At 73.3% G+C, this 20,463-nt stretch carries 21 protein-coding genes; 7 read left to right on the forward strand and 14 right to left on the reverse strand.

Annotated features, from left to right (window positions below):
* Positions 1 to 2: 2 nt before the first annotated feature.
* The 6 genes from ACWGO8_RS01355 to ACWGO8_RS01380 all read right to left on the reverse strand — a co-directional run bounded on the left by ACWGO8_RS01355 (position 3) and on the right by ACWGO8_RS01380 (position 6,536).
* Complete coding sequence (locus ACWGO8_RS01355; protein ID WP_452041359.1) at positions 3 to 1,019, reverse strand: iron-siderophore ABC transporter substrate-binding protein; 1,017 nt, start codon at positions 1,017 to 1,019, stop codon at positions 3 to 5.
* Positions 1,020 to 1,132: 113 nt separating this feature from the next.
* On the reverse strand, positions 1,133 to 1,939 hold the full coding sequence (locus tag ACWGO8_RS01360) for an ABC transporter ATP-binding protein (RefSeq protein WP_452041360.1): 807 nt from the start codon (positions 1,937 to 1,939) through the stop codon (positions 1,133 to 1,135).
* Complete coding sequence (locus ACWGO8_RS01365) at positions 1,936 to 3,015, reverse strand: FecCD family ABC transporter permease (protein ID WP_452041361.1); 1,080 nt, start codon at positions 3,013 to 3,015, stop codon at positions 1,936 to 1,938. Before ACWGO8_RS01365 ends, ACWGO8_RS01360 begins: the two co-directional genes overlap by 4 nt.
* Positions 3,012 to 4,076: a FecCD family ABC transporter permease gene (locus tag ACWGO8_RS01370; RefSeq protein ID WP_452041362.1), complete on the reverse strand. Its 1,065-nt coding sequence runs from the start codon at positions 4,074 to 4,076 to the stop codon at positions 3,012 to 3,014. The genes ACWGO8_RS01365 and ACWGO8_RS01370 overlap by 4 nt, the downstream gene beginning before the upstream one ends.
* Before the next feature lie 5 nt (positions 4,077 to 4,081).
* Positions 4,082 to 5,047: a siderophore-interacting protein gene (locus ACWGO8_RS01375; protein ID WP_452041363.1), complete on the reverse strand. Its 966-nt coding sequence runs from the start codon at positions 5,045 to 5,047 to the stop codon at positions 4,082 to 4,084.
* Positions 5,048 to 5,111: 64 nt separating this feature from the next.
* Positions 5,112 to 6,536, reverse strand: coding sequence for an amidase (locus ACWGO8_RS01380; protein WP_452041364.1), 1,425 nt, complete (start codon positions 6,534 to 6,536; stop codon positions 5,112 to 5,114).
* A 48-nt stretch (positions 6,537 to 6,584) separates the two neighbouring features.
* On the opposite strand from ACWGO8_RS01380, the gene ACWGO8_RS01385 reads away from it, so the two are divergent.
* On the forward strand, positions 6,585 to 7,235 hold the full coding sequence (locus ACWGO8_RS01385) for a hypothetical protein (RefSeq protein ID WP_452041365.1): 651 nt from the start codon (positions 6,585 to 6,587) through the stop codon (positions 7,233 to 7,235).
* 61 nt (positions 7,236 to 7,296) lie between these two features.
* On the opposite strand, the gene ACWGO8_RS01390 is transcribed toward ACWGO8_RS01385, so the two are convergent.
* From ACWGO8_RS01390 to ACWGO8_RS01415, 6 genes are read right to left on the reverse strand one after another with little or no spacing between them, the layout of a single operon-like run.
* Positions 7,297 to 7,875, reverse strand: coding sequence for an N-acetyltransferase family protein (locus ACWGO8_RS01390; RefSeq protein WP_452041366.1), 579 nt, complete (start codon positions 7,873 to 7,875; stop codon positions 7,297 to 7,299).
* A 9-nt stretch (positions 7,876 to 7,884) separates the two neighbouring features.
* Positions 7,885 to 8,616, reverse strand: a complete 732-nt coding sequence (locus tag ACWGO8_RS01395) for a uracil-DNA glycosylase (protein ID WP_452041367.1) — start codon at positions 8,614 to 8,616, stop codon at positions 7,885 to 7,887.
* A gap of 1 nt (position 8,617) precedes the next feature.
* Positions 8,618 to 9,343 (reverse strand): Type 1 glutamine amidotransferase-like domain-containing protein, encoded by a 726-nt coding sequence (locus ACWGO8_RS01400; protein WP_452041368.1) that lies wholly within the window; start codon positions 9,341 to 9,343, stop codon positions 8,618 to 8,620.
* A complete protein-coding gene (locus ACWGO8_RS01405; protein ID WP_452041369.1) occupies positions 9,340 to 9,858 on the reverse strand; it encodes a phosphoribosyltransferase in 519 nt (172 codons plus the stop codon). The genes ACWGO8_RS01400 and ACWGO8_RS01405 overlap by 4 nt, the downstream gene beginning before the upstream one ends.
* A 27-nt stretch (positions 9,859 to 9,885) precedes the next feature.
* Positions 9,886 to 10,596 carry a potassium channel family protein gene (locus tag ACWGO8_RS01410; RefSeq protein WP_452041370.1) on the reverse strand — a complete coding sequence of 237 codons (711 nt, stop codon included), beginning with the start codon at positions 10,594 to 10,596 and terminating at the stop codon, positions 9,886 to 9,888.
* Positions 10,596 to 11,381, reverse strand: a complete 786-nt coding sequence (locus ACWGO8_RS01415; protein WP_452041371.1) for an SDR family NAD(P)-dependent oxidoreductase — start codon at positions 11,379 to 11,381, stop codon at positions 10,596 to 10,598. Before ACWGO8_RS01415 ends, ACWGO8_RS01410 begins: the two co-directional genes overlap by 1 nt.
* Before the next feature lie 120 nt (positions 11,382 to 11,501).
* Here ACWGO8_RS01415 and ACWGO8_RS01420 point away from each other — a divergent pair, with 120 nt between their 5' ends.
* From ACWGO8_RS01420 to ACWGO8_RS01445, 6 genes are all read left to right on the forward strand, one after another.
* A complete protein-coding gene (locus ACWGO8_RS01420; protein WP_452041372.1) occupies positions 11,502 to 12,662 on the forward strand; it encodes an acyltransferase family protein in 1,161 nt (386 codons plus the stop codon).
* A 115-nt stretch (positions 12,663 to 12,777) separates the two neighbouring features.
* Positions 12,778 to 14,103, forward strand: coding sequence for a bifunctional o-acetylhomoserine/o-acetylserine sulfhydrylase (locus tag ACWGO8_RS01425; protein WP_452041373.1), 1,326 nt, complete (start codon positions 12,778 to 12,780; stop codon positions 14,101 to 14,103).
* Between the two features lie 153 nt (positions 14,104 to 14,256).
* Positions 14,257 to 15,462 (forward strand): homoserine O-acetyltransferase MetX, encoded by a 1,206-nt coding sequence (metX, locus tag ACWGO8_RS01430; RefSeq protein WP_452041374.1) that lies wholly within the window; start codon positions 14,257 to 14,259, stop codon positions 15,460 to 15,462.
* Between the two features lie 121 nt (positions 15,463 to 15,583).
* The gene (locus ACWGO8_RS01435) at positions 15,584 to 16,744 is read left to right on the forward strand and encodes a sensor histidine kinase (protein ID WP_452041375.1); all 1,161 of its coding nucleotides are present in this window, start codon (positions 15,584 to 15,586) and stop codon (positions 16,742 to 16,744) included.
* Positions 16,741 to 18,012 (forward strand): hypothetical protein, encoded by a 1,272-nt coding sequence (locus tag ACWGO8_RS01440; RefSeq protein ID WP_452041376.1) that lies wholly within the window; start codon positions 16,741 to 16,743, stop codon positions 18,010 to 18,012. Before ACWGO8_RS01435 ends, ACWGO8_RS01440 begins: the two co-directional genes overlap by 4 nt.
* Positions 18,005 to 18,655 (forward strand): response regulator transcription factor, encoded by a 651-nt coding sequence (locus ACWGO8_RS01445; RefSeq protein WP_148731917.1) that lies wholly within the window; start codon positions 18,005 to 18,007, stop codon positions 18,653 to 18,655. Before ACWGO8_RS01440 ends, ACWGO8_RS01445 begins: the two co-directional genes overlap by 8 nt.
* 70 nt (positions 18,656 to 18,725) lie before the next feature.
* Here the strand turns inward: ACWGO8_RS01445 and ACWGO8_RS01450 are convergent, their stop codons facing one another.
* Complete coding sequence (locus ACWGO8_RS01450) at positions 18,726 to 20,000, reverse strand: MFS transporter (protein ID WP_452041377.1); 1,275 nt, start codon at positions 19,998 to 20,000, stop codon at positions 18,726 to 18,728.
* Positions 20,001 to 20,081: 81 nt separating this feature from the next.
* On the reverse strand, positions 20,082 to 20,402 hold the full coding sequence (locus tag ACWGO8_RS01455) for a thiamine-binding protein (protein WP_452041378.1): 321 nt from the start codon (positions 20,400 to 20,402) through the stop codon (positions 20,082 to 20,084).
* Positions 20,403 to 20,463 lie beyond the last annotated feature (61 nt).

The raw sequence follows: 20,463 nt of genomic DNA on the forward strand, positions 1-20,463 counted from the left end.
GGTCAGCCCGCCTGGGCGGCCGCCGAGAGCGACGCGACGAGCTCGTCGAGCCCGTAGGTGAGCGAGAGGGCGGTGGGCGGCGAGACCGCGGCGATCAGCTCGGTGCCGACGACCTGCGCCACCTGGCCGCGTGAGACCGCCGGGATCGCCTGGATGGGCGCCGAGGCGAGGAACGCGTCGGCCTCCTCCTGCGTGTCGTGGTAGCTGATGACGAGATCGCTCTCGAGCTGGTCGAGCTGCTCGTACGAGAGCGTGTAGTAGAAGGGCGAGTCGCCGTTCGCGAGCTCCGCGACGGCGGGCGCGTCCTCGAGGCCGAGGCCCGAGAGGAACTCCACGCGCGAGTCCTCGGGCGTGTAGACGTAGAACGTGCCCGCGACGTCCCAGACCGCGGCGACGGTCTTGCCGGCCAGCTCGGGGTGCGCCTCGGCATGTGCGGCGAGCTCGGCGTCGAGGTCGTCGAGCACGCCCTGCGCCTCGTCGGCGAGGCCGAGCGCCGTGCCGACGATCGTGACGGTCTCGCGCCACGGCGTGGTCCACGGCTCGTCGGGGTAGGCGACGGTCGGGGCGATCTCGCTCAGGAGCTCGTACTGCTCCTCGGTGATGCCCGAGTAGGGCGCGAGGATGACGTCGGGGGCGGCCTCGACGAGCTCTTCGTAGGGCGGCGCCTCGCCGTCGTCGGTCAGGATCACGGGCGTGTCCTCGCCGAGTTCGTCGAGCTCGTCGGCGACCCACGGGAGCACGCCGTCCTCGTTCGCGCCGTAGGTCTGCTGCGCCATCGCGACGGGCACGACGCCGAGCGCGAGCGCCGCCTCGGTGCTGCCCCAGCCCCACGTGGCCACGCGCTCGGGCGCGGCGGGGATCTCGGTCTCGCCGAAGGCGTGCTCGATGGTGATCGGGAACCCCTCGCCCGCGGCGGCGTCGGAACCGGTCTCCTCGGGAGCGGACGGGGAGCACCCGGCCAGGGCGAGGGCCGCAGCTGCTGCGGCGGCGAGGACGGCGATCGTGCGTCGGGCGTGCATGAACTCCCTTTCGGAGGTGGGGTTGACTGAGGTTAGCCTAACCTAAACTCGCGATGCGGTGAAACCCCGCGACACGAGGCGACACGAGCGACACGGGCGCTCTCCTGGTGCGGTCACGCCTGGTGGTAGCGCCCGATCGGCACGATCATCGGCGAGCGCGACACCGGGTCCTCGGCGACCACGCAGTCGAGCCCGAACGCCGCGCCGACCGTCTGGGCCGTCAGAACCTCCGACGGCTCTCCCGCCGCCGCGATGCGCCCGCCCTCGACCACGACGAGGTGGTCGGCGTAGCGGGCGGCGAGGTTCAGCTCGTGCAGCACCATCACCACGGTCGTTCCGTGCTCCCGGTTCGACTCCGTGAGGAGGTCGAGCAGGTCGAGCTGGTGGCTCACGTCGAGGAAGCTCGTGGGCTCGTCGAGCAGCACGATGTCGGCCCGCTGTGCGAGCGCCATGGCGATCCAGACCCGCTGGCGCTGGCCGCCGGAGAGCTCGGCCACGGCCCGGTCGGCGAGCTCCGACGTGCCGGTGGCCGCGAGCACCTCGGCGACGATGCGGTCGTCGTCGCTCGAGCGTCCGCCGAACCAGCCGCGGTGCGGATGCCGCCCACGTGACACGAGCTCCGACACGAGGACGCCGTCGGGCGCGATGGGCTGCTGCGGCAGCACGGCGACGCGCCGGGCGAACTCCCTCGGCGCGAACGTGCGGATGTCGCGTCCGTCGAGTGTGACGCGGCCGGCCTCGGGCCGCATGAGGCGGGCGAGGCCGCGCAGGAGCGTCGACTTGCCGCTCGCGTTCGGGCCGACGATCGCGGTGATGCGGCCGTCGGGCACCTCGAGGTCGAGCCCCTCGATGACCGTGCGGCCGTCGTAGGCGAGCGTGAGCGACTCGGCGCGGAGCGCATGCGGTGCTGTCCGGGTCATCCGTCTGATCCCTTCCGGTTGCCCCTCGCGATGAGCCAGAGGAGGTACGGCGCGCCGATGAGGCCCGTCACGATGCCGACGGGCACGGCGACGCCGGCGAACGCGTGCTGCGCCACGAGGTCGGCCACGAGCACCATGGCGGCGCCGGTGAGCGCGGATGCCGCGAGTGCCGCCTGCCCGTGCCCGACGAGCGTGCGGGCGATGGGCGCCGACACGAGCGCGACGAACGCGATCGGCCCGGCGAGCGCGGTGGCGACCGCGACGAGTCCGACGCCGAGCAGGATCGCGGTCACCCGCGCGCGGGTCGCGTCGAGCCCGAGCGAGCGGGCGCTGTCGTCGGAGAGCGAGAGCAGCGGCATCCGCGGTGAGAACAGCGCCGTGGCGATGAGCAGCACGACGACCGCGCCGCCCGCCGTCGCGAGCTCGGGCCAGCCGATCGAGCCGATGCCGCCGACCATCCACACGAGCGCCTCCGAGGCCTCGCGCACCTCGGCGCGCGTGAGGAGCCAGCCGAGCAGGCCGCTCACGATCGAGGCGAGGCCGATCCCGACGAGCACGAAGCGGATGCCGGTGAGCCCGTCGCGCCACGCGAGGCCCCACATGAGCCCCGCAACGACGAGCGCGCCGGCGAACGCGGCGAGCGCGACCGCCGGACCCTCGAGGCCGAGCAGCAGCATGGACCCGACCGCGGCGAGGCTCGCGCCTCCGGTGACGCCGAGGATGTCGGGGCTCGCGAGCGCGTTTCGCAGCGTGGTCTGGAACAGCGCGCCGCCGAGCCCGAGCGCGGTGCCGGCCACGATCGCGGCGACGACGCGCGGCAGCCGCAGCCGAAGCACCACGAACTCCGCCTTCGGCGAGCCCTGCCCGACGAGCGCGGCGACCACCTCGCCGACCGTGAGTCCGGCCGCGCCGAGCACCATCGACGCGACGGCGGCGGCCAGCGCCACCAAGGTCAGGGCGACGAGCACGGATGCCGCGCGCCGCCGCCGGCGCGACCGCGCCGCCGCGACGCGCCCGGCGACGACCTCGACGGGGTCGCCCGCGGCGGCCGGTGCGACGAGCGGTGCGGCGGTCACAGCGACGCTCCCCGGCCCCGGCGCACGAGCGCGATGAGCACGGGCGCGCCGACGATGGCGGCGACGATGCCCGCCTCGAGCTCGGCCGGCGCCACGACCACCCGGCCGATCACGTCGGCGGCCACGAGCACGATCGCGCCGAGCACCCCCGCGAGCGGCGTGAGCCAGCGGTAGTCGGCGCCGACGAGGCCGCGGGCCGCGTGCGCCACGGCGAGTCCGAGCAGGGCGATGGGGCCGGCGAGCGACGTGGCGGTCGCGGCCAGCACGATGACGGCCACGGCCGTGACGATCCGGGTGGTCGAGAGCCGCACGCCGAGTCCGCGCGCGACGTCGTCGCCGAGCGCGAGCAGGTTCATGCGCCCCGCGAGCCACGCCGCGAGCACGAGGCCGCCGACCAGGAACGGCCAGAGCACGCTCGCCGTCTCGAGGCCGCGCCCGGCGAGCGAGCCGACCGACCAGAACCGGTACTGCGAGAGCGTGCCGACGTCGCGGATCAGCAGGAGCGTGATGAGCGGGGTCGTCGCGGCCGTGACGGCCGCGCCGGTGAGCGCGAGCCGGGCGGGGCTCGCCCCGCCGCCCACGGAGCCGATCAGGAAGACGACGACCGCGGCGAGCGCGGCGCCGGCGAAGGCGAACCAGATGAAGCCGAACGGCGAGGCGACGCCGAGGAACGAGATGGCGGTGACGACGGCGAGCGACGCTCCCGCGTTGATGCCGAGGAGGCCGGGGTCGGCGAGCGGGTTGCGCGTGGCACCCTGGAGGATGGCGGCCACCACGCCGAACGCGGCGCCCGCCATGATGCCGATGATCACCCGCGGCAGCCGCAGGTCGCGCACGACGACCTGGTCGGGGTCGCCGGGCACGGGCGCCGTGAAGGCCTGCACGACGACGTCGAATGGGATCTGCCGGGCGCCGATGGCGAGGCTCGCGATCGCGACGACCGCGAGCAGCCCGACGGCGATCCCGAGCGTGGCCGCCGGCGGGAGCCTCCGGCGGATCCGCCGGTCGGGCGCGCCGGTCGGGTGCGTCACCGTGGCGGTGCGCGGCATCGGGTCGACCACCCTCGTCAGTCGAGCTCGGCGCGCCCCATGCGCCAGTAGCCCATGAACGCCACCTGGCGGCGGTCGAGGCCGGCCTCGCGCACGAGGAAGCGACGGAGGGTGGTGATGGCGGCGGCCTCACCCGCGAGCCACGCGTAGCACTCGCCGTCGAGGCTGTGCCCCTCGGGCACGTCCCACAGCGGCGTGTCGGCCAGGTCCTCGTGCTCGGCGGCGGCGAGCGCCTCGGCGGCCGCGTCGACGTCGACGTCGTTCGTCGGGAGGCCGCGGGCGGCGAGGTGGCGCACCACCCAGTCGCGCACGGCGGGCACGAGCAGGCCGCCGTGGCCGCAGCCGGCCTCGTCGCGGGCGAGCCAGCGCACCTCGACACCGGCCGGAGCGCGCATCTCGAGCCGGTCGCCGTCGGCGGGCACCTCGATGAGGGCGACGCCCGAGGCGTCGGCCGCGAGCGACTCGACGATCGAGGCGATCGCGGGTGCGGCCGTCTCGTCGCCGGCCAGCAGCAGTGTCTCGACCTCGCCCGGACGCCAGTCGATGCCGACCGTGCGGCCGACACTCAGCTCGTCGGGGCCGATGAGCACGATCTCGTCGCCGGGTGTCGCCGCCTCGGCCCACGCCGAGGCGGGACCGGCGTCGCCGTGGCCGACGAACACGATGTCGACCTCGCGTTCCTCGGGCCGCACCGCGCGCACCGTGTAGGTGCGGAAGGGGTTGCGCAGCTCGGCGGGCAGCTCGCGCCAGGCGCCGTACCAGTCGTCGCCGTCGGGGAACGCCGCGAACCCGATCTCGGGGAGCGGGAGCACGACCTTCACGCGCTGGTCGAGCCCGGCCGTGCCGAAGTCGCGGAGGTCGTCGCCCGCGAACGTGACGCTCGTGAAGTGCGGTGCGAGGCGTTCGACCCGCGAGACCTGCACTCGGAAGCTGCGATAGGCAGGGCGCTCGCGCGGGGCGGCTTCAGCGAGTGAGGTAAGCATTACCTAAGTCTTGCACACGGTCCCATGTGTCGTGAATCGCGGCGTCACACACAGCTCGGTTCCGTCACCACATCGACGGATGCCGGTACCGCCGCCGCACGCGGCGCTCGAGCTGCGCGCCCAGTGCGAACAGCGTCGCCTCGCCGCCCGGGCGACCGATGAGCTGCACGCCCATGGGAAGGCCGTCGGCGGTGTCCTCGACCGGCACGGTGATGGCGGGCAGCCCCGAGACGTTGACGAACGACGTGAACGGCGTGAACTGCACCTGCTGCGCGAAGTTCCGCTCCCCGTCCTCCTGGTCGTACCAGCCGATCGGCGGCGGCGGGGTCGCGAGCGCGGGGGTGAGCACGGCGTCGAAGGACGAGAAACGGCGGATGACCCGCTCCTCGAAGCCCGCGAGCCACGTGAGCGCCTCGGCGAGCTGTCGTGCCGGCACGGCGCGCCCGCGCTCGACCAGCCACTGCGTCAGCGGCTCGAGCAGGGCCTCGTCCGCGCCGTCGACCGGGATCGTGGCGGCGCCGGCCTGCCAGATCGTGCGGAACGCGTCGGGATAGCCCGGCTCGGGCTCGGGCGCCATCGCCTCGATCCCGTGCCCGAGGCCCTCGAACGCCGCGATGGCCCGGTCGAGCGCCGACCGGGCCTCCTCGGACACCTCGATGTCGTAGCCGTCGTCCCACGGCGAGTCGGTCATCACGCCGAGCTGGAAGCGGCCCTCGCCGCGGATCGCCGCGCCGAGGTACGGCCCGTCGTCGCCGGGCGCGCGCACGGCGTAGCGGTGCGCCGCCGGATACCCGGTCGGCGCGATGAGTCCGTCGAGCAGCAGCGCCGCGTCGGCGACGGTGCGCGCGATGGGTCCCGCGACCCCGAGGCCGGCGAGCGTCGCGAGCCCCGGTCCCGCCGGCACCCGCCCCCGCGACGGCTTCACGCCGACGAGCCCGCACGCGGCGGCGGGGATCCGGATCGAGCCGCCGCCGTCGGTGCCCGGTGCGAACGGGAGCATCCCGGCGGCGACGGCGGCAGCCGCTCCCCCGCTCGACCCGCCCGCGCCGAGCGCGGGGTCCCAGGGATTGCGCGTGGGCGCGCCCACGAGGCCCTCGGTGTACGACGGCAGTCCGAACTCGGGCGTCGCGGTCTTGCCGAGGCTCACCGCTCCGGCGTCGTCGACGGCCCGCACGAGCTCGTCGGACTCGTCGGGCACGAAGTCCGCGAACGCGCGCGATCCGAACCGCGCCGGCACGCCCGCGCGTCGGTGCAGGTCCTTGTCGGCGAGCGGCAGGCCCCACAGCGGCGCGGCCGTCGGCACCTGCTCCTCGACGTGCCGGGCGCGCTCGAGGGCGGCCTCGGGCGTCACCGTGGCGAACGCCCCGACCCCCGGGTCGAGGCGCTCGATGCGGTCGAGGTAGTGCTGCGCCAGCTCGACCGGCGAGACCTCGCGTCGCTGCAGCAGCTGGTGGAGCTCGAGGGCGGTGTACTCGTGCAGCTCGCTCATCCTCCGAGCCTAGGACCGGCGGGCGACCGTCGCCGCTATCGTGAGGGCATGCGCGCGGGCGGGAGCGGCGGGTCGGGGGTCGGGGCGTCGATCGTGGCGCATCCGCTGTGGTGGGGCGCCGCGTGGTCGGCCGTGTTCGCCGCCCTCGTGATCGTCGCCGTCGTGGCGGCCTGGCCCGCCTGGGCGTGGATCGTGCTGGCCGCGCTCCTCATCGCCCCGTGCCTCGTCGCCACGATCGTGGTGCTGACCGGGACCCCGCGCGACCACCTGCACGCCCGGTCGAGCGTGTTCGGGCACTTCTTCGTGCGCTACCTCGCGCTCGTGTTCGCCTTCCTGACCTGGGCCGTCTCGATCATCCTGGGCGCCGCGATCTCGACGTCGATCCAGGCCGCCGCCCGCGGCGACGAGGACGAGATCGTGGGCCTCGGGCTCCAGCTGCTGGGAACCCTCACGCCGGTAGTCGTCGCGCTGCTCTGGCTCGGACTCGTGGTGCGCTGCGCCTGGTTCCTCGGCCGGCTCCGGGGATGGGGTGAGGCGCCCGCCACGAGCGAGGTGCCCGCGCGCCTGCTCGCCGACCGCCCGGCGCTGCGGCGCGTGGCGATCGGGCTCGCGCACCCCGGGCTGCTCCTGGCCGTCGGCGTGGTCGCCGGCATCACGGCGCTGTTCGCGCCCCAGGGCGAGGTGACGCTGGTCCTGTGACCGGATGCCCCGGCGCGACGCCGTCGGCTGGCCCGCGCACGCGGCATCCGCCCGCCGGCCCCTACTTCAGCGACTTCTGCAGCAGCACCGTGCCGAGCCAGCGGTCGAACTTGAAGCCGACCCGCCCCATCCGCCCGATCTCCTTGAAGCCGAACCGCTCGTGCAGGGTGATCGACGCCTCCGCCCCCTGGTCGGCGATGACGGCGAGCATCTCCTTGAGTCCCGCCGCCCTGCTGGCGTCGATGAGCGCCCCGAGCAGTGCCCGCCCGAGACCCTTGCCGGATGCCGCGGGACCGAGGTAGATCGAGTCCTCGACGGTGTACCGGTAGGCGCGTTTCTGCTTCCACGGGGCGACGAGCGCGTAGCCGAGCAGCTGCCCGGTCGGCGACTCGGCAACGAGGAACGGGAGGCCGAGCTTCTGCAGTTGCGCGAACTTGTGCTTCCACTCGCGCAGCGTCATGGCGTCCTCGTCGAAGGTCACGGTCGAGTTCGCGACGTAGTGGTTGTAGATCTCGCGCACCGCGGGCATGTCGGCGAGGCGGGCCTCGCGGATGGCGTACTCGAAGGTCGCCTCGGGTGCCTCGGCCTTGCGCAGGTGGCGCGGCAGCACCCGGCGTTCCTGGTATTCCTCCTCGAGCATCGCGCCAGACTACTCCGCGGAGATGACAGCCGGATGACGTGGTGCGGGCGTCGCGGGCAGGCGCCAGTCGACCGCTCGGCCGCCCTGCGCCTCGAGCAGCGCGTTGGCCCGGCTGAAGGGCTTCGACCCGAAGAATCCGCGGCTCGCCGAGAGCGGGCTGGGGTGCACGGACTCGATGACGGGCGTCGCGCCGAGCAGCGGCTTGAGGTTCTGCGCGTCGCGCCCCCACAGGATCGCGACGAGCGGCGTGCCGCGCGCCACGAGCGTGCGGATTGCGTGGTCGGTCACGTCCTCCCAGCCCTTGCCGCGGTGCGAGGCGGGCGTGCCGGGACGCACCGTGAGCACCCGGTTGAGCAGCATGACGCCGTTGGTGCTCCACGAGGTGAGGTCGCCGTGGTCGGGCGTCGGCACGCCGAGGTCGTCGCCGAGCTCCTTGTAGATGTTGGCGAGGCTCCGCGGGACCGGGCGCACGTGGGGGTCGACGGCGAACGACAGGCCGATCGGATGCCCCGGCGTCGGGTACGGATCCTGCCCCACGATGAGCACCCGCACGTCCTCCATCGGCGCCCCGAACGCACGGAGCACGCGATCGCCGCTCGGCAGGTAGCCGCGGCCCGCGGCGGTCTCGGCGCGGAGGAAGTCGCCGAGCTCGGCGATCCTCGGGCCGACGGGTGCGAGCGCGCCGGCCCAGCCCGGGTCGATCAGGCCGGCCGCGGCGAGCTGGTCGAGGGTCATCGCCACGTCAGGACCCGATCGTGGAGACGAGCACGCCCTGGTCGGTCGGCAGGACGCGCCACACGCTGCCCGCGCCCTCCACTCGGAGGCCGCCGTCGCCCACGATCAGCGCCGTGCGCTCGTCGATGCCGAGGCCGCCGGCGACGAGCCCGGATTCGACCGCGGCGACCAGTCGGGAGAGCATGCCGCGCTCGGCGACGTGCACCTCGATGGCCACGTCGACGAGGCCGAGGCCGGCCTCGATCTCGAGCTCCATTCCCGGCTCGTCGGGATCCTCCGGCGACACGCGCACGCCGCCGATGCGCGAGCCGCCGCCGAACGAGCCCTCGGCCGCGATCATCGCGCCGGCCGAGACCCCGAGGTAGGGCACTCCGCCGGCGACGAGACGCCGCAGCTCTCCGGACACGGGCTCGAGTCCGGCGCGCACCTCCTCGACGATGCCGCCGCCCACGGCGATGCCGTCGACGTCGGCGATCGCGGTGAGCCCGATCGGCTCGCCGGGTCGGCCAGCGGTGCGCTGCGCCTCGATCTCGGTGCCGCCGCCGGCCGCGGCGAGCAGCTCCGCGAGCGCCGCGGCCTTCTCCTCGGCCTCGGGGTGCAACGAGATCACGGCGATGCGCGGTCGTTCGCGACCTGCCGCACGGGCCCGCAGGGCGGCCTCCGCGACGAACGGCGCGTACAGCGGGGCATCCGCTGTCTCGGTCGCGCCGCCGCCGACGAGGTGCACGCTCACGCGGCACCCTCCCCGAGGGTGACCGGCGGACGCGCCGACCAGGGGAACACGATCCAGTCCTCGGTCTCGCGGTAGGCGAAGTCGGGCACGAGCACCGTGCGCGGCTTCACGTAGAGCGTGGCCGAGCGCACCTCGGCGCCGGCCTCGACGAGCAGGGCGACGACCTTCGCGAGCGTGCGACCCGAGTCCGAGACGTCGTCGATGAGGAGCACCGACTTGCCGGCGACCGCCGGGACGTCGAGCATCGGCGGGTGCAGCACGGGCTCGGGCAGGCGCTCGTCGACGCCCGTGTAGAACTCCACGTTGATCGAGCCGCACTGCTTGGTGCCGAGCGCGTACGCGATGGCGCCCGCCAGCAGCAGGCCGCCCCGCGCGATCGCGATCACGACGTCGGGACGGAATCCCGAGGCGAGCACCTCGCTCGCGAGGGAGCGCGAGGCGCCCTCGAAATCGTCCCAGGTCAGCACCTCGCGCCGGGGCTCGTCGAGGCCGGCGTCATTCGCGTCGAAGGTCATGGATTCAGGGTAGTCGGCGGCCGGGCGTCAGTCCGTCGGGTCGGTCGGCGCCGAGTCCGCGGCGGTCGAGCGGCGCTGCTTCTCCTGGTCCCTGGCGGATCCGATCTGCTCGTTGATGAGCGAGATGATCGTCGCCGACGCCGTTCCGACGATGGCGATGCCCCCCGCCATGAGGAAGACCGCGTAGAAGCGTCCCGCGGGGGTGATCGGGTACTCGTCGCCGTATCCGACGGTGGCGACCGTGACGATGGCCCACCAGATCGAGTCGCCGAACGTCGTGATGTTCGCGCCCGGCGCATCGCGCTCGGCGTTCAGGGTGGCGAGCGAGATGAAGTACACGAAGACCACCGCGTAGCTCGCGGCATAGATGAGGATGTTGGTGCGGACCGCGTTCCCGCTGCGCCGCTGCAGGTACGGCACCTCCCGGAGCAGCACGAGCACGCGCAGCGCACGGAAGATCGGCAGCACCGCGGAGAGCACCTCCACCGGGTGCCGCCAGACGAAGCGCCACTTGTGGCCCCGCGGCGTCAGGACGATCCGCACCACGACGTCGACCAGGAAGACCGCCCACGAGATGAGCAGCGTCCACCCGATCCACGCCCGCGCCTGCCCCCGCTCCTCGGGGAGGAGGACCCAGAACGAGTACGCGACGATGAAGAGGATGCCGAGCACGACCAACGGGGTGGCGGTGTACCGCTCCCAGGCCGTCCGTCGTGCGGTGGTCCGCTCGGCGGCCATCACTCCGGGTCCTTCCGCACCTCGAGCGGACCGCGGGCGAGGCGGGTTGCCGCGGCCTGCGCGACGGGCCGCACCACGATGAGGTCGAGATCCACGTGCCGGGGCTTCAGCACCGCGTCGGCGATCACCGCCGCGACGTCGTCGGCGACGAGCGGCTCGGGCACGTCGTCGTAGACCTTGTCGGCGCGCTCGCGGTCGCCGCCGAAGCGCACGAGCGCGAACTCGTCGGTGCGCACCATCCCGGGCGCCACCTCGACGACGCGCAGCGGCTCGCCGTTCAGCTCGAGTCGCAGCACGGCCGTCAGCGCGTGCGCGGCGAACTTCGCGGCGTTGTAGCCGGCGCCGCCGACGTAGGGCTCGTGGCCCGCGACCGACGTGACGTTGACGATGTCGGCGACGCCGCGTTCGACGGCGCCCCGGCGCAGGACGGGCAGCAGCGCGCTCGTCACGCGCTTGAGCGCGATCACGTTGACGTCGAGCATCCAGATCCAGTCCTCGACCGAGCCGTGCTCGACCGAGTCGAGGCCCTTCGCGCCGCCGGCGTTGTTCACGAGCGCGTGCACGGGGCCGGTCGCCTCGAGGTGGTCGCGCAGGGCGTCGACGTCCTCCTGCCGCGTGAGGTCGGCGGTGAAGACGGATGCCCCGGTCTCCTCGGCGAGCTCGCGCAGCCGGTCCTCGCGGCGGGCGACGCCCACCACTTCCCACCCGGCGGCGCGGAAGGCGCGCACGGTCGCCGCGCCGATCCCCGAACTCGCACCGGTCACGACCACCCGCAGCACTCCCATGGCGCCCATTGTGCCGCGCCGACGGCGGATGCCGCGAACGGCGTGCCGTGGCCCTGCGCGGGCGGCCCGCGGCATCCGCTCGCCGTGCGCCCGGCCGACGCGGTGCGGTTGAATGGAGCGATGCAGACGACGCCGCCCGCGACGACCTCGACGAAGCGACGCGTGCCGCTCTGGGACAACGCGCGGTGGATCGCGATCACGCTCGTCGTGATCGGGCACGGCATCCTGCCGCTCATCTCCGAGGACGACCTCGCCTACAGCGTCTACCTGTTCATCTACTCGTTCCACGTCGCCGTGTTCGTGACGGTGGCCGGGTACTTCGCGAAGTCGGGGCCGCCGAACGCGCGGTCGCTGCGGCAGATCCTCACCGACATCGTCTTCCCGTACTTCATCTTCGAGACGATCTGGACCGTGCTCCGCTGGGTGCTCGGCGGCGGGTTCTCCCTCGACTACACGACCGCGTCGTGGACGCTGTGGTTCCTCATCGCGCTCGCACTCTGGCGCATCTCGCTGCCCTACCTCGTGCTGCTGCGCTTCCCGCTCCTCATCGCGATCGCGATCTCGATCGGCGCGGGGTACACCGAGACGATCGACTCCACGCTCGCCCTGTCGCGCACGTTCGGCATGCTGCCGTTCTTCGTGTTCGGCTGGAAGCTCCGGCAGTGGCAGCTCACGGGCCGCTGGCTCGCGCTCCCCACCCGGGTCGCCTGGCGCTGGCGGGCGGGGGCGATCGCACTCTTCGCCGCGGTGCTCGTGCTCATGCCGATCGCCATCGAGACCTGGCGCGACCTGAAGCTGCGCCGCTTCATGCTCTACGACGAGTCGTACGTCGCGATCGGCTACGACGAGCCGTGGTCGGGCGCCATCCGGCTCGTGCTCCTGCTCTCGGCGATGCTCTTCTCGGTGGCGTTCCTCGTGCTCATGCCCCGCCGGACGACGTGGTTCACGGCCTTCGGCACCGCGACCATGTACATCTACCTGCTGCACTCGTTCGTGCTGTTCCCGTTCCGGGAGACGGGCATCCTCGCGGGCGAGCAGCCGTTCTGGGTGCTGCCGGCGATGATCCTGTTCTGCATCGGCATCTCGGTCGTGCTCTCGCTGAAGCCCGTGCGGCGCGTCTTCCGCCCGCTGGTCGAGCCCCGGGCGCGCTGGCTGTTCCGGCCGCAGCCGTCCACCGCGACCGGCACCCTCGTGCTGCCTCCCGGCGCCATGCCGCCGCTGCCGCCGCCGTCGGCGCCCGAGGACCCGACCGCCCCGGAGGCGCCGAAGCCCCCCGTGTGACGCGCGTCGCCCACGATGACGCCGTGTGTCGGCATCCGTTGCCCGTCCCAGGGTGCCGTCGTAACGTGTCTCGCGGTTGCGGCGGGTCCGCACACCCGACCGAGAAGGAGACCTCATGGCAGAGCACGCCGCCGACTGGCGCTTCGAGACGAAGCAGGTGCACTCAGGCGCCGCCCCCGACCCGGTGACCAACGCCAGGGCCACCCCGATCTACCAGACCACGTCCTACGTGTTCGACAACGCGCAGCACGCGCAGAACCTCTTCGCGCTCGCCGAGTTCGGCAACATCTACACGCGCATCATGAACCCGACCCAGGCCGTCGTCGAGGAGCGCATCGCCGCGCTCGAAGGGGGCACCGGCGCCCTCCTCGTCGCCTCGGGCCAGGCGGCCGAGACGTTCGCCGTGCTGAACATCGCGCAGGCGGGCGACCACATCGTCTCGTCGTCGTCGATCTACGGCGGCACGTACAACCTCTTCAAGTACACGCTCGCGAAGCTCGGGATCGAGACCACGTTCGTCGAGAACCAGGACGACGCCGACGAGTGGCGCCGCGCGGTGCGCCCGAACACCAAGCTCTTCTTCGCCGAGACCATCGGCAACCCGAAGATCAACATCCTCGACATCGAGCTCGTGTCGGGCGTCGCGCACGAGGCCGGCATCCCGCTCATCGTCGACAACACGATCGCGACGCCGTACCTCATCCGCCCGTTCGAGCACGGCGCCGACATCGTCATCCACTCGGCGACGAAGTTCCTCGGCGGCCACGGCACCGTCATCGGCGGCGTCATCGTCGACGGCGGCAGGTTCGAGTGGTCGAAGAACGTCGAGAAGTTCCCCGGCCTCACCGAGCCCGACCCGTCGTACCACGGCGCGAGCTACACCGCGGCCGTCGGCGACGCGATCGCCTACGTCATCAAGGCGCGCGTGCAGCTGCTCCGCGACCTCGGTGCCGCCATCGCGCCGAACAACGCGTGGCTGCTCATCCAGGGCATCGAGACGCTCTCGCTGCGCATCGAGCGGCACGTGCAGAACGCGCAGGAGATCGCGGAGTGGCTCGACAACCACCCCGATGTCGCGAGCGTGAACTACTCTGGCCTGCCCTCGAGCCCGTGGTACGCCGCCGCGAACAGATACGCCCCCAAGGGCGTCGGTGCGGTGCTGTCGTTCGAGCTCAAGGGCGGCGTCGACGCCGGTCGCGCGCTCGTCGACAACCTGCAGCTGTTCAGCCACCTCGCGAACATCGGCGACGTGCGCTCGCTCGTCATCCACCCGGCGTCGACGACGCACTCGCAGCTCACGCCCGAGCAGCAGCTCACGACGGGCGTCACGCCCGGCCTCGTGCGCCTCTCGGTGGGCATCGAGAACATCGACGACCTGAAGGCCGACCTCGAGGCCGGCCTCGCCGCCGCCCGAGCGGCCACGGAGGCCGCCCGGGTCTGACGACCGACCGACGCATGACGGATGCCGCGGGCCGCACCGGCCCGCGGCATCCGTCGTCCCGGCGACGCGTCGCCTCGCCGCGGCATCCGTCACGCGACGAGCACGTCGTGTAACAAACGGGTGCCGCACGCGGACCTTCGAGAGAATCGGAACATGGACTGGCAGACGACGGCCGACGCGGTGCCCGCGCGCATCGTCTCGGAGGCGCGTGCCCAGTCGCTGCAGGGCCGCGCCCCCGCCACGGGCGCCTGGCGCGAGGGCGACCCGGTGGGCGACCGCCGCTTCGTCTCCATCGGCGACGTCGCACTGGAGTCGGGTGCGGTGCTCCCCCACGCGCGCATCGCGTACGAGACCTGGGGCACGCTGTCGCCGGCGCGCGACAACGCGATCCTCGTGCTGCACGCCCTGACGGGCGACAGCCACGTCGTCGGGCCGGCCGGCCCCGCGCACCCGAGCGCCGGGTGGTGGCCGGGCGTCGTCGGGCCGGGGCTCCCGATCGACACCGATCGGTACTTCGTCGTCGCCCCCAACGTCATCGGCGGATGCCAGGGGTCGACCGGCCCCGCCTCGCTCGCGCCCGACGGGGTCGAGTGGGCCACGCGCTTCCCGTTCCTCACCATCCGCGACCAGGTGCAGGCGCAGGTCGCGTTCGCCCGCCGGATCGGCATCGAACGGTTCCATGCCGTCGTCGGCGGATCGATGGGCGCGATGCACGTGCTCGAATGGGCGATCATGGCCCCCGACGCGCTCGAGCGCATCGCCGTGCTCGCGGCGCCCGCCGCCGCGACCGCCGACCAGGTCGCGCTCAACTCGGTGCAGATCGAGGCGATCCGCACCGACCCCGCGTTCCGCGGCGGCGAGTACTACGACGCGCCCGACGGCGAGGGGCCCACGCGCGGCCTCGCGCTCGCCCGTCGCATGGCGATGCTCAACTACCGCACCGCGGCCGAGCTCAACGGGCGCTTCGAGCGGCACTGGCAGTCCGACCTCGACCCGCTCGGCGGGGGCGGCCGGTTCGCCGTGGAGTCCTACCTCGACTTCCACGGCAACAGGTTCACCCGCAGGTTCGACGCCAACAGCTACCTCGTGCTCACCGAGGCGATGAACTCGCACGACCTCGGGCGCGGCCGCGGCGGCGTCGGCGCGGCGCTCGACGCGGTGCGCGCGAAGAGCCTCGTGCTCGGCATCGACAGCGACCGCTACTTCACCCTCGACGGGCAGGTCGAGATCGCGCGCCGGCTGCGGGGCAGCGTGCACGGGTCCGAGCCCGTGCTCGTGCACTCCGAGTACGGCCACGACGCGTTCCTCATCGAGCACGCGGTGGTCGGCGACGCCCTCCGGCTGCTCCTCGAGGCGTGACGCGCCCGAACCCGTCACGACCCCTTCGCGCAAGAGGTACGCGACTTCCGCCTCGACTCCGCTACAGTTCGAGAGACGGCACCCGCGTGTCGCGGTGCCCGAACATGCGGTTGGGGGTGGCGTGAAGCGCATCCACAAGGAACGCGACCGGCTCCTGCGTCGCCTCGCACGCGTCGCCGGGCTCGTCGGGTCCGGTGGCGCACTCGCGTGCCTGCTCTGGCCCGGTGCGGCCACCACGGGCGAACTCGTCGTCGGCGTGGTCCTCTGCGCGGCCATCGCGCTGCTCGTCGTCCTGCACACCTCGCGCGGTGCCGTGCTGCCGGCCCTCGGCGTGGTCGCCGTCGCCATCGGGCTCATCGCCATCCTCGGCACCGGGTCGGTGCTCGACCCGCCGACCGTCACGGCGATGTGCATCCTCGGCGGTGTCGCATCGGCCTCCGTGGCCATCCCGCTCGTCGTCCGTCCCCGCGGCGGACTGCTCGTCGCCGGGCTGCTCGCCGCGGTCCTCGCCGCGACGTGGATCGTGGCCGCGTGGGGACACGACCTGCGCGCGCCCGCGGTCGCGACGGCCGCCGGCTGGGGCGCGTGCGCCGTGATCGGGGCCTGGATCGACCGCGCGATCGCCGACGCCGCCGACCGCATCGCCGAGGTCGGCCGGGCGCACGAGGCCGAGCGGCTCGCGTCGGAGCTCGAGGCCCAGCAGCGCCAGGACGCCCGCGTGCTGCACGACACCGTGCTCGCGACCCTCTCGCTGCTCGCCCACTCGGGCGTCGGCGTCGGCGTGAGCGCCCTGCGCCAGCAGGCCGGCGACGACGCCCGGCTGCTGCGGCAGCTGCGCCTCGGCGCCCCGCTCGACGCCGGCTCCACGGCCATCTTCTCCCCGGATTCCGACGACGACGACGAACTGTCGACGACGTTCGAGTCGGTGCGGCAGCGGTTCGCCCGCATGGGCCTCGACGTGAACTGGCACGGCGCCGGCCAGCTCGCCCTGCCGCGCGAGACGCTGGACGCGCTCCTCGGCGCGCTCGGCGAGTGCCTCGAGAACGTCCGGCGCCACTCGGGCGTCAGCGAGGCGGATGTCACCGTCACCGACGACGACCACACCGTGCGCGCCATGGTCACCGACGCCGGCAGCGGGTTCGAGCCCGACGCCGTCGACCACCGTCGGCTCGGCTACGCGGAGTCCGTCGTGGGCCGCCTGCACACGGTCGGCGGCCGCGCCCGGATCTTCTCCTCACCCGGCTCCGGCACCACCGTGATGCTGGAGGTGCCGAAGCCATGAGCCTGCGCGGGCGCGAGACCCTCGGCCTCCGGGACCGCGGATTCCGGCGACCGTCCCGGTCGGCACGGGCCGCGGGCGACGTCCGCGACAGCCACGGCGGACGCCGGCTCGCGACGGGCATCACGATCGCGGCCGCCATCGTCATCGCGGCGCACCTCGTGCACGCGATCGCGCTCTCCCCCTACTACGTGCCGCCCGCTCCCGGACCCTGGCCCGCGTGGATCGCGCTCGGCGCCGTGGTCGGCGTCGGCGTGATCGCGCGGTCCGTGTCGCGGCAACTGCCCGACTGGCTCTACATCGTGCTGCTCGCGGGCCTCGCGGTGCCGGTCTGGCTCGACGTCTCGGCCACGGCCGGGCAGCTGCACAACGGCGTCACGCCCACCGCGGCGGCCGCCGCCGGAGCGGTGCTCATGCCCGTCGCGGCGATCCGCGGCAGCCGGATCCCGCTGCTCGTCGCCTCGATCATCGCGGCGGTCCTCGCCGTCGAGGCCGTGGTGCAGGTCGGCCGGGCCGGGCCGTTCGTCGTGCCGGGGCTCGCGGTCGCGGCATCCGCGGTCGTGCCGACCATGCTGGTGATGCTCGCGCTCACGGGTTTCCGCCGGCTCGTCGGACGCGAGCTCGACCTCTCGCTCGTGCAGAGCACGGTCGGCACCGCCCGCTCGGCCGTGGGCATGCGCGCCTCCGAGGAGCTGGCGCAGCTCGACTTCGACGCCGAGACGCTCCTCGACGACGTCGGCTCCGGTCGCATCGCGATCCCGGTGCCGCCCGACGCCGCCGAACGGGCCGGATCACTGGCCGCGCGCCTGCGGGTGCGCCTCATCGAGGGCCGCACCGACACCTGGCTCCGCCACGCCGTGACGGAGTCCGCCTACCTCAGCGACCACGTCACGGTCGTCGACCCCACAGGATCGGCCGGACTCCTCTCCCAGGCCCAGCGCGACGGGCTGCTGCTCGCCCTCTGGCTTCTCGTGGCGGAGCACCCGAAGGGGTCCGGACCGCCCCTCGGCGTGCAGGTGACCTGCCGCGAGGCATCCGACGACACCCTCGCCGAACCCGCATTCGCGATGTCCATCGACGTGTCGGGCGTCTCACGACGCCGTGTGGACCCCGGGACGTGGGACGCTATCGGTAGTGTCGGAGAACACAACGTGATCGCGGGGGCCGACGGCTTCCGTATCGACATCACCTGCCGGGTGCAACCGAACCCGCATGCAGGGAGCCCGTCGGCCCGTGGGGCCGCTCGACCGAGGGGGACGCTGAATGGCTGAGACCGATCAACCGATCCGGCTGGCGATCGTCGACGACCACCGCATGCTGCTCGGGGCGCTCACCGAGTGGATCCGCGGTGCGGCACCCGACATCGAGCTCGTGGCGGCGGTGCCGTCGTGGTCCGAGCTCCTCGCGCATCCCGAGTTCCCGGTCGACGTGGTGCTCCTCGACCTCGACCTGCGCGACAACATCCCGATCTCGCTGAAGCTCTCGATGCTGAAGACGGCCGGGGTGCAGACCATGCTCATGAGCACCTACTCCGAGCCCGCCGTCGTGCGCGAGGCGCTCGGCTCGGGCGCCCTCGGCTACCTCGTGAAGTCCGAGCCCGTCGAGAACATCATCGAGGCCATCCGCGCGGCCCGCACCGGCGGCTCCTACCTCACGCCCGAGCTCGAGGTGGCGCTGGCCGACGAGGGCGCGGTGCCGAAGCTCTCGGCGCAGGAGCGCCGGGTCATGGCGCTGTACGGCGCCGGCCAGCCGGTCAAGGCGGTCGCGTTCCAGCTCGGCATCTCCGAGGAGACGGCCAAGAGCTACCTGAAGCGCATCCGCGAGAAGTACCGGGTCGCCGGCTTCGACGTCGGCACCAAGGTGGCGCTGCGCAAGCGGGCGATCCTCGACGGCATCCTGCTGCAGTCCGACTGAGCGGATGCCGCGCCGGCACGCCGGCGGTCGGGCACGCGCCCGACCCGCGGCCTCGTGAGCCTCGGCGCCCCTACGGCTCGACGACCTCGACCGCGCCCGTGGCGTACGGCACGGTCACGCCGCGGCGGCCGCGCGCGCGGTCGAGCGCGAAGGTCGCGAGCGCGAGCAGCACGCCCGCGATGGTGAGCACGAGCCCGATCCAGATCGGGGCGACGTAGCCGAGGCCGCCCGCGATCGCGATCCCGCCGAGGAACGCGCCGAGCCAGTTGCCGAGGTTGAGCGCCGAGTGGTTGAGCGCGGCCGCGATCGACTGGCTGTCGCGGGCGACGTCCATGAGGCGGGCCTGGATCGTCGGCGAGAGCGCGGCCGACGAGCCGCCGATGAGGAACACGCCGGCGAAGAGGCCGACCGGGTTCGAGGCGGTGAACGCCAGCAGCACGAGCGCGCCGGCGAGGATGCCGAAGAAGACGTACATGCTGCGGCGCACGCTCCAGTCGGCGAGCCGGCCGCCGACGAGGTTGCCGATCGTCATGCCGATGCCGAACATGACGAGCACGAGCGGCACGACCGCCTCGGGCAGCCCGGTCACGTTCGTCGCGAGCGGCGCGACGTAGCTGTAGACGGAGAACAGGCCGCCGAAGCCGATGGCGCCGATCGCGAGCGCGAACCACACCTGCGCGCGGCTGAAGGCCTTCAACTCGCGCTTCATGGTCGCGTGCGGGTCGCCCGCCTGCCACGGCACCGCGAGGGCGACGGCGAGGAACGTGAGCGCGAAGATGCCCGCCACCGCGACGTAGGCGACGCGCCATCCGGCGGCCTGGCCGAGCCACGTGATCGCGGGCACGCCGATGACGTTGGCGATCGTGAGGCCCGAGAGCACGAGGGCGACGCCGCGGGCGCGCTTGCCCGGGCCCATCAGGCTCGCCGCCACGAGCGAGGCGATGCCGAAGTAGGCGCCGTGCGGCAGCGCGGCGATGAACCGGGCGATGAGCACGAGCCCGAACGACGGGAGCAGCGCGGACGCGAGCGTGCCGAGCGCGAACGCGGTGAGCAGCGCGAGCAGGAGGCGCTTGCGAGGCCAACGTGCCGCCGCGGCGGCGATGGTCGGCGCGCCGACGACGACGCCGAGCGCGTAGGCCGAGATCATCCAGCCGGCCGCGGCGTTCGCCTCGTCGGGCGACTGCGCGTAGAGGCCGGGCATCAGGTCGGCGGCGATGTTCGGCAGCAGCCCCATCGCGACGAACTCGGTGGAGCCGATGCCGAAGCCGCCGAGGGCGAGTGCCAGCAGCGCGAAACGGATACGGGCCGGCGACAACGTCGTCGGCCCGTCGATGGGGTGGGTCACCCGTCGATTCTCGCACGGATCGAATCGATTCGACAACCGCGGCTGCAGCGATTCGACACCGTCCACGCGGTTCGGGGCGCGCTACTCCGCGCCGGCGCCGGGCTCGTCGATCGCGGCTTCAAGTCGCTCGATCTTCGCGTCGAGCTCGCCGGAATACCCCGGCCGGATGTCCGCCTTCAGCACGAGCGACACCCGCGAGCCGTACTCGGCGACCCCCTCCGTCGCGCGCCGCACGACGTCGAAGACCTCGTCCCACTCGCCCTCGAGCTCCGTGAACATCGACGTGGTGCGGTTCGGCAGTCCCGACTCCCGCACGATCCGCACGGCCGCCGCCACGGCGTCGTGCACGGAGCCGTCCGAACGGCCGGTGCCGCTCGGGGCGACGGAGAATGCGACGAGCATGGTCCCTCCTCGGGTGGTCGGCCCGCGGCATCCGGTGTCGTACGTCGGCGGACCCGCGTGG

It is taken from the genome of Agromyces sp. NPDC055661, from assembly GCF_053618135.1.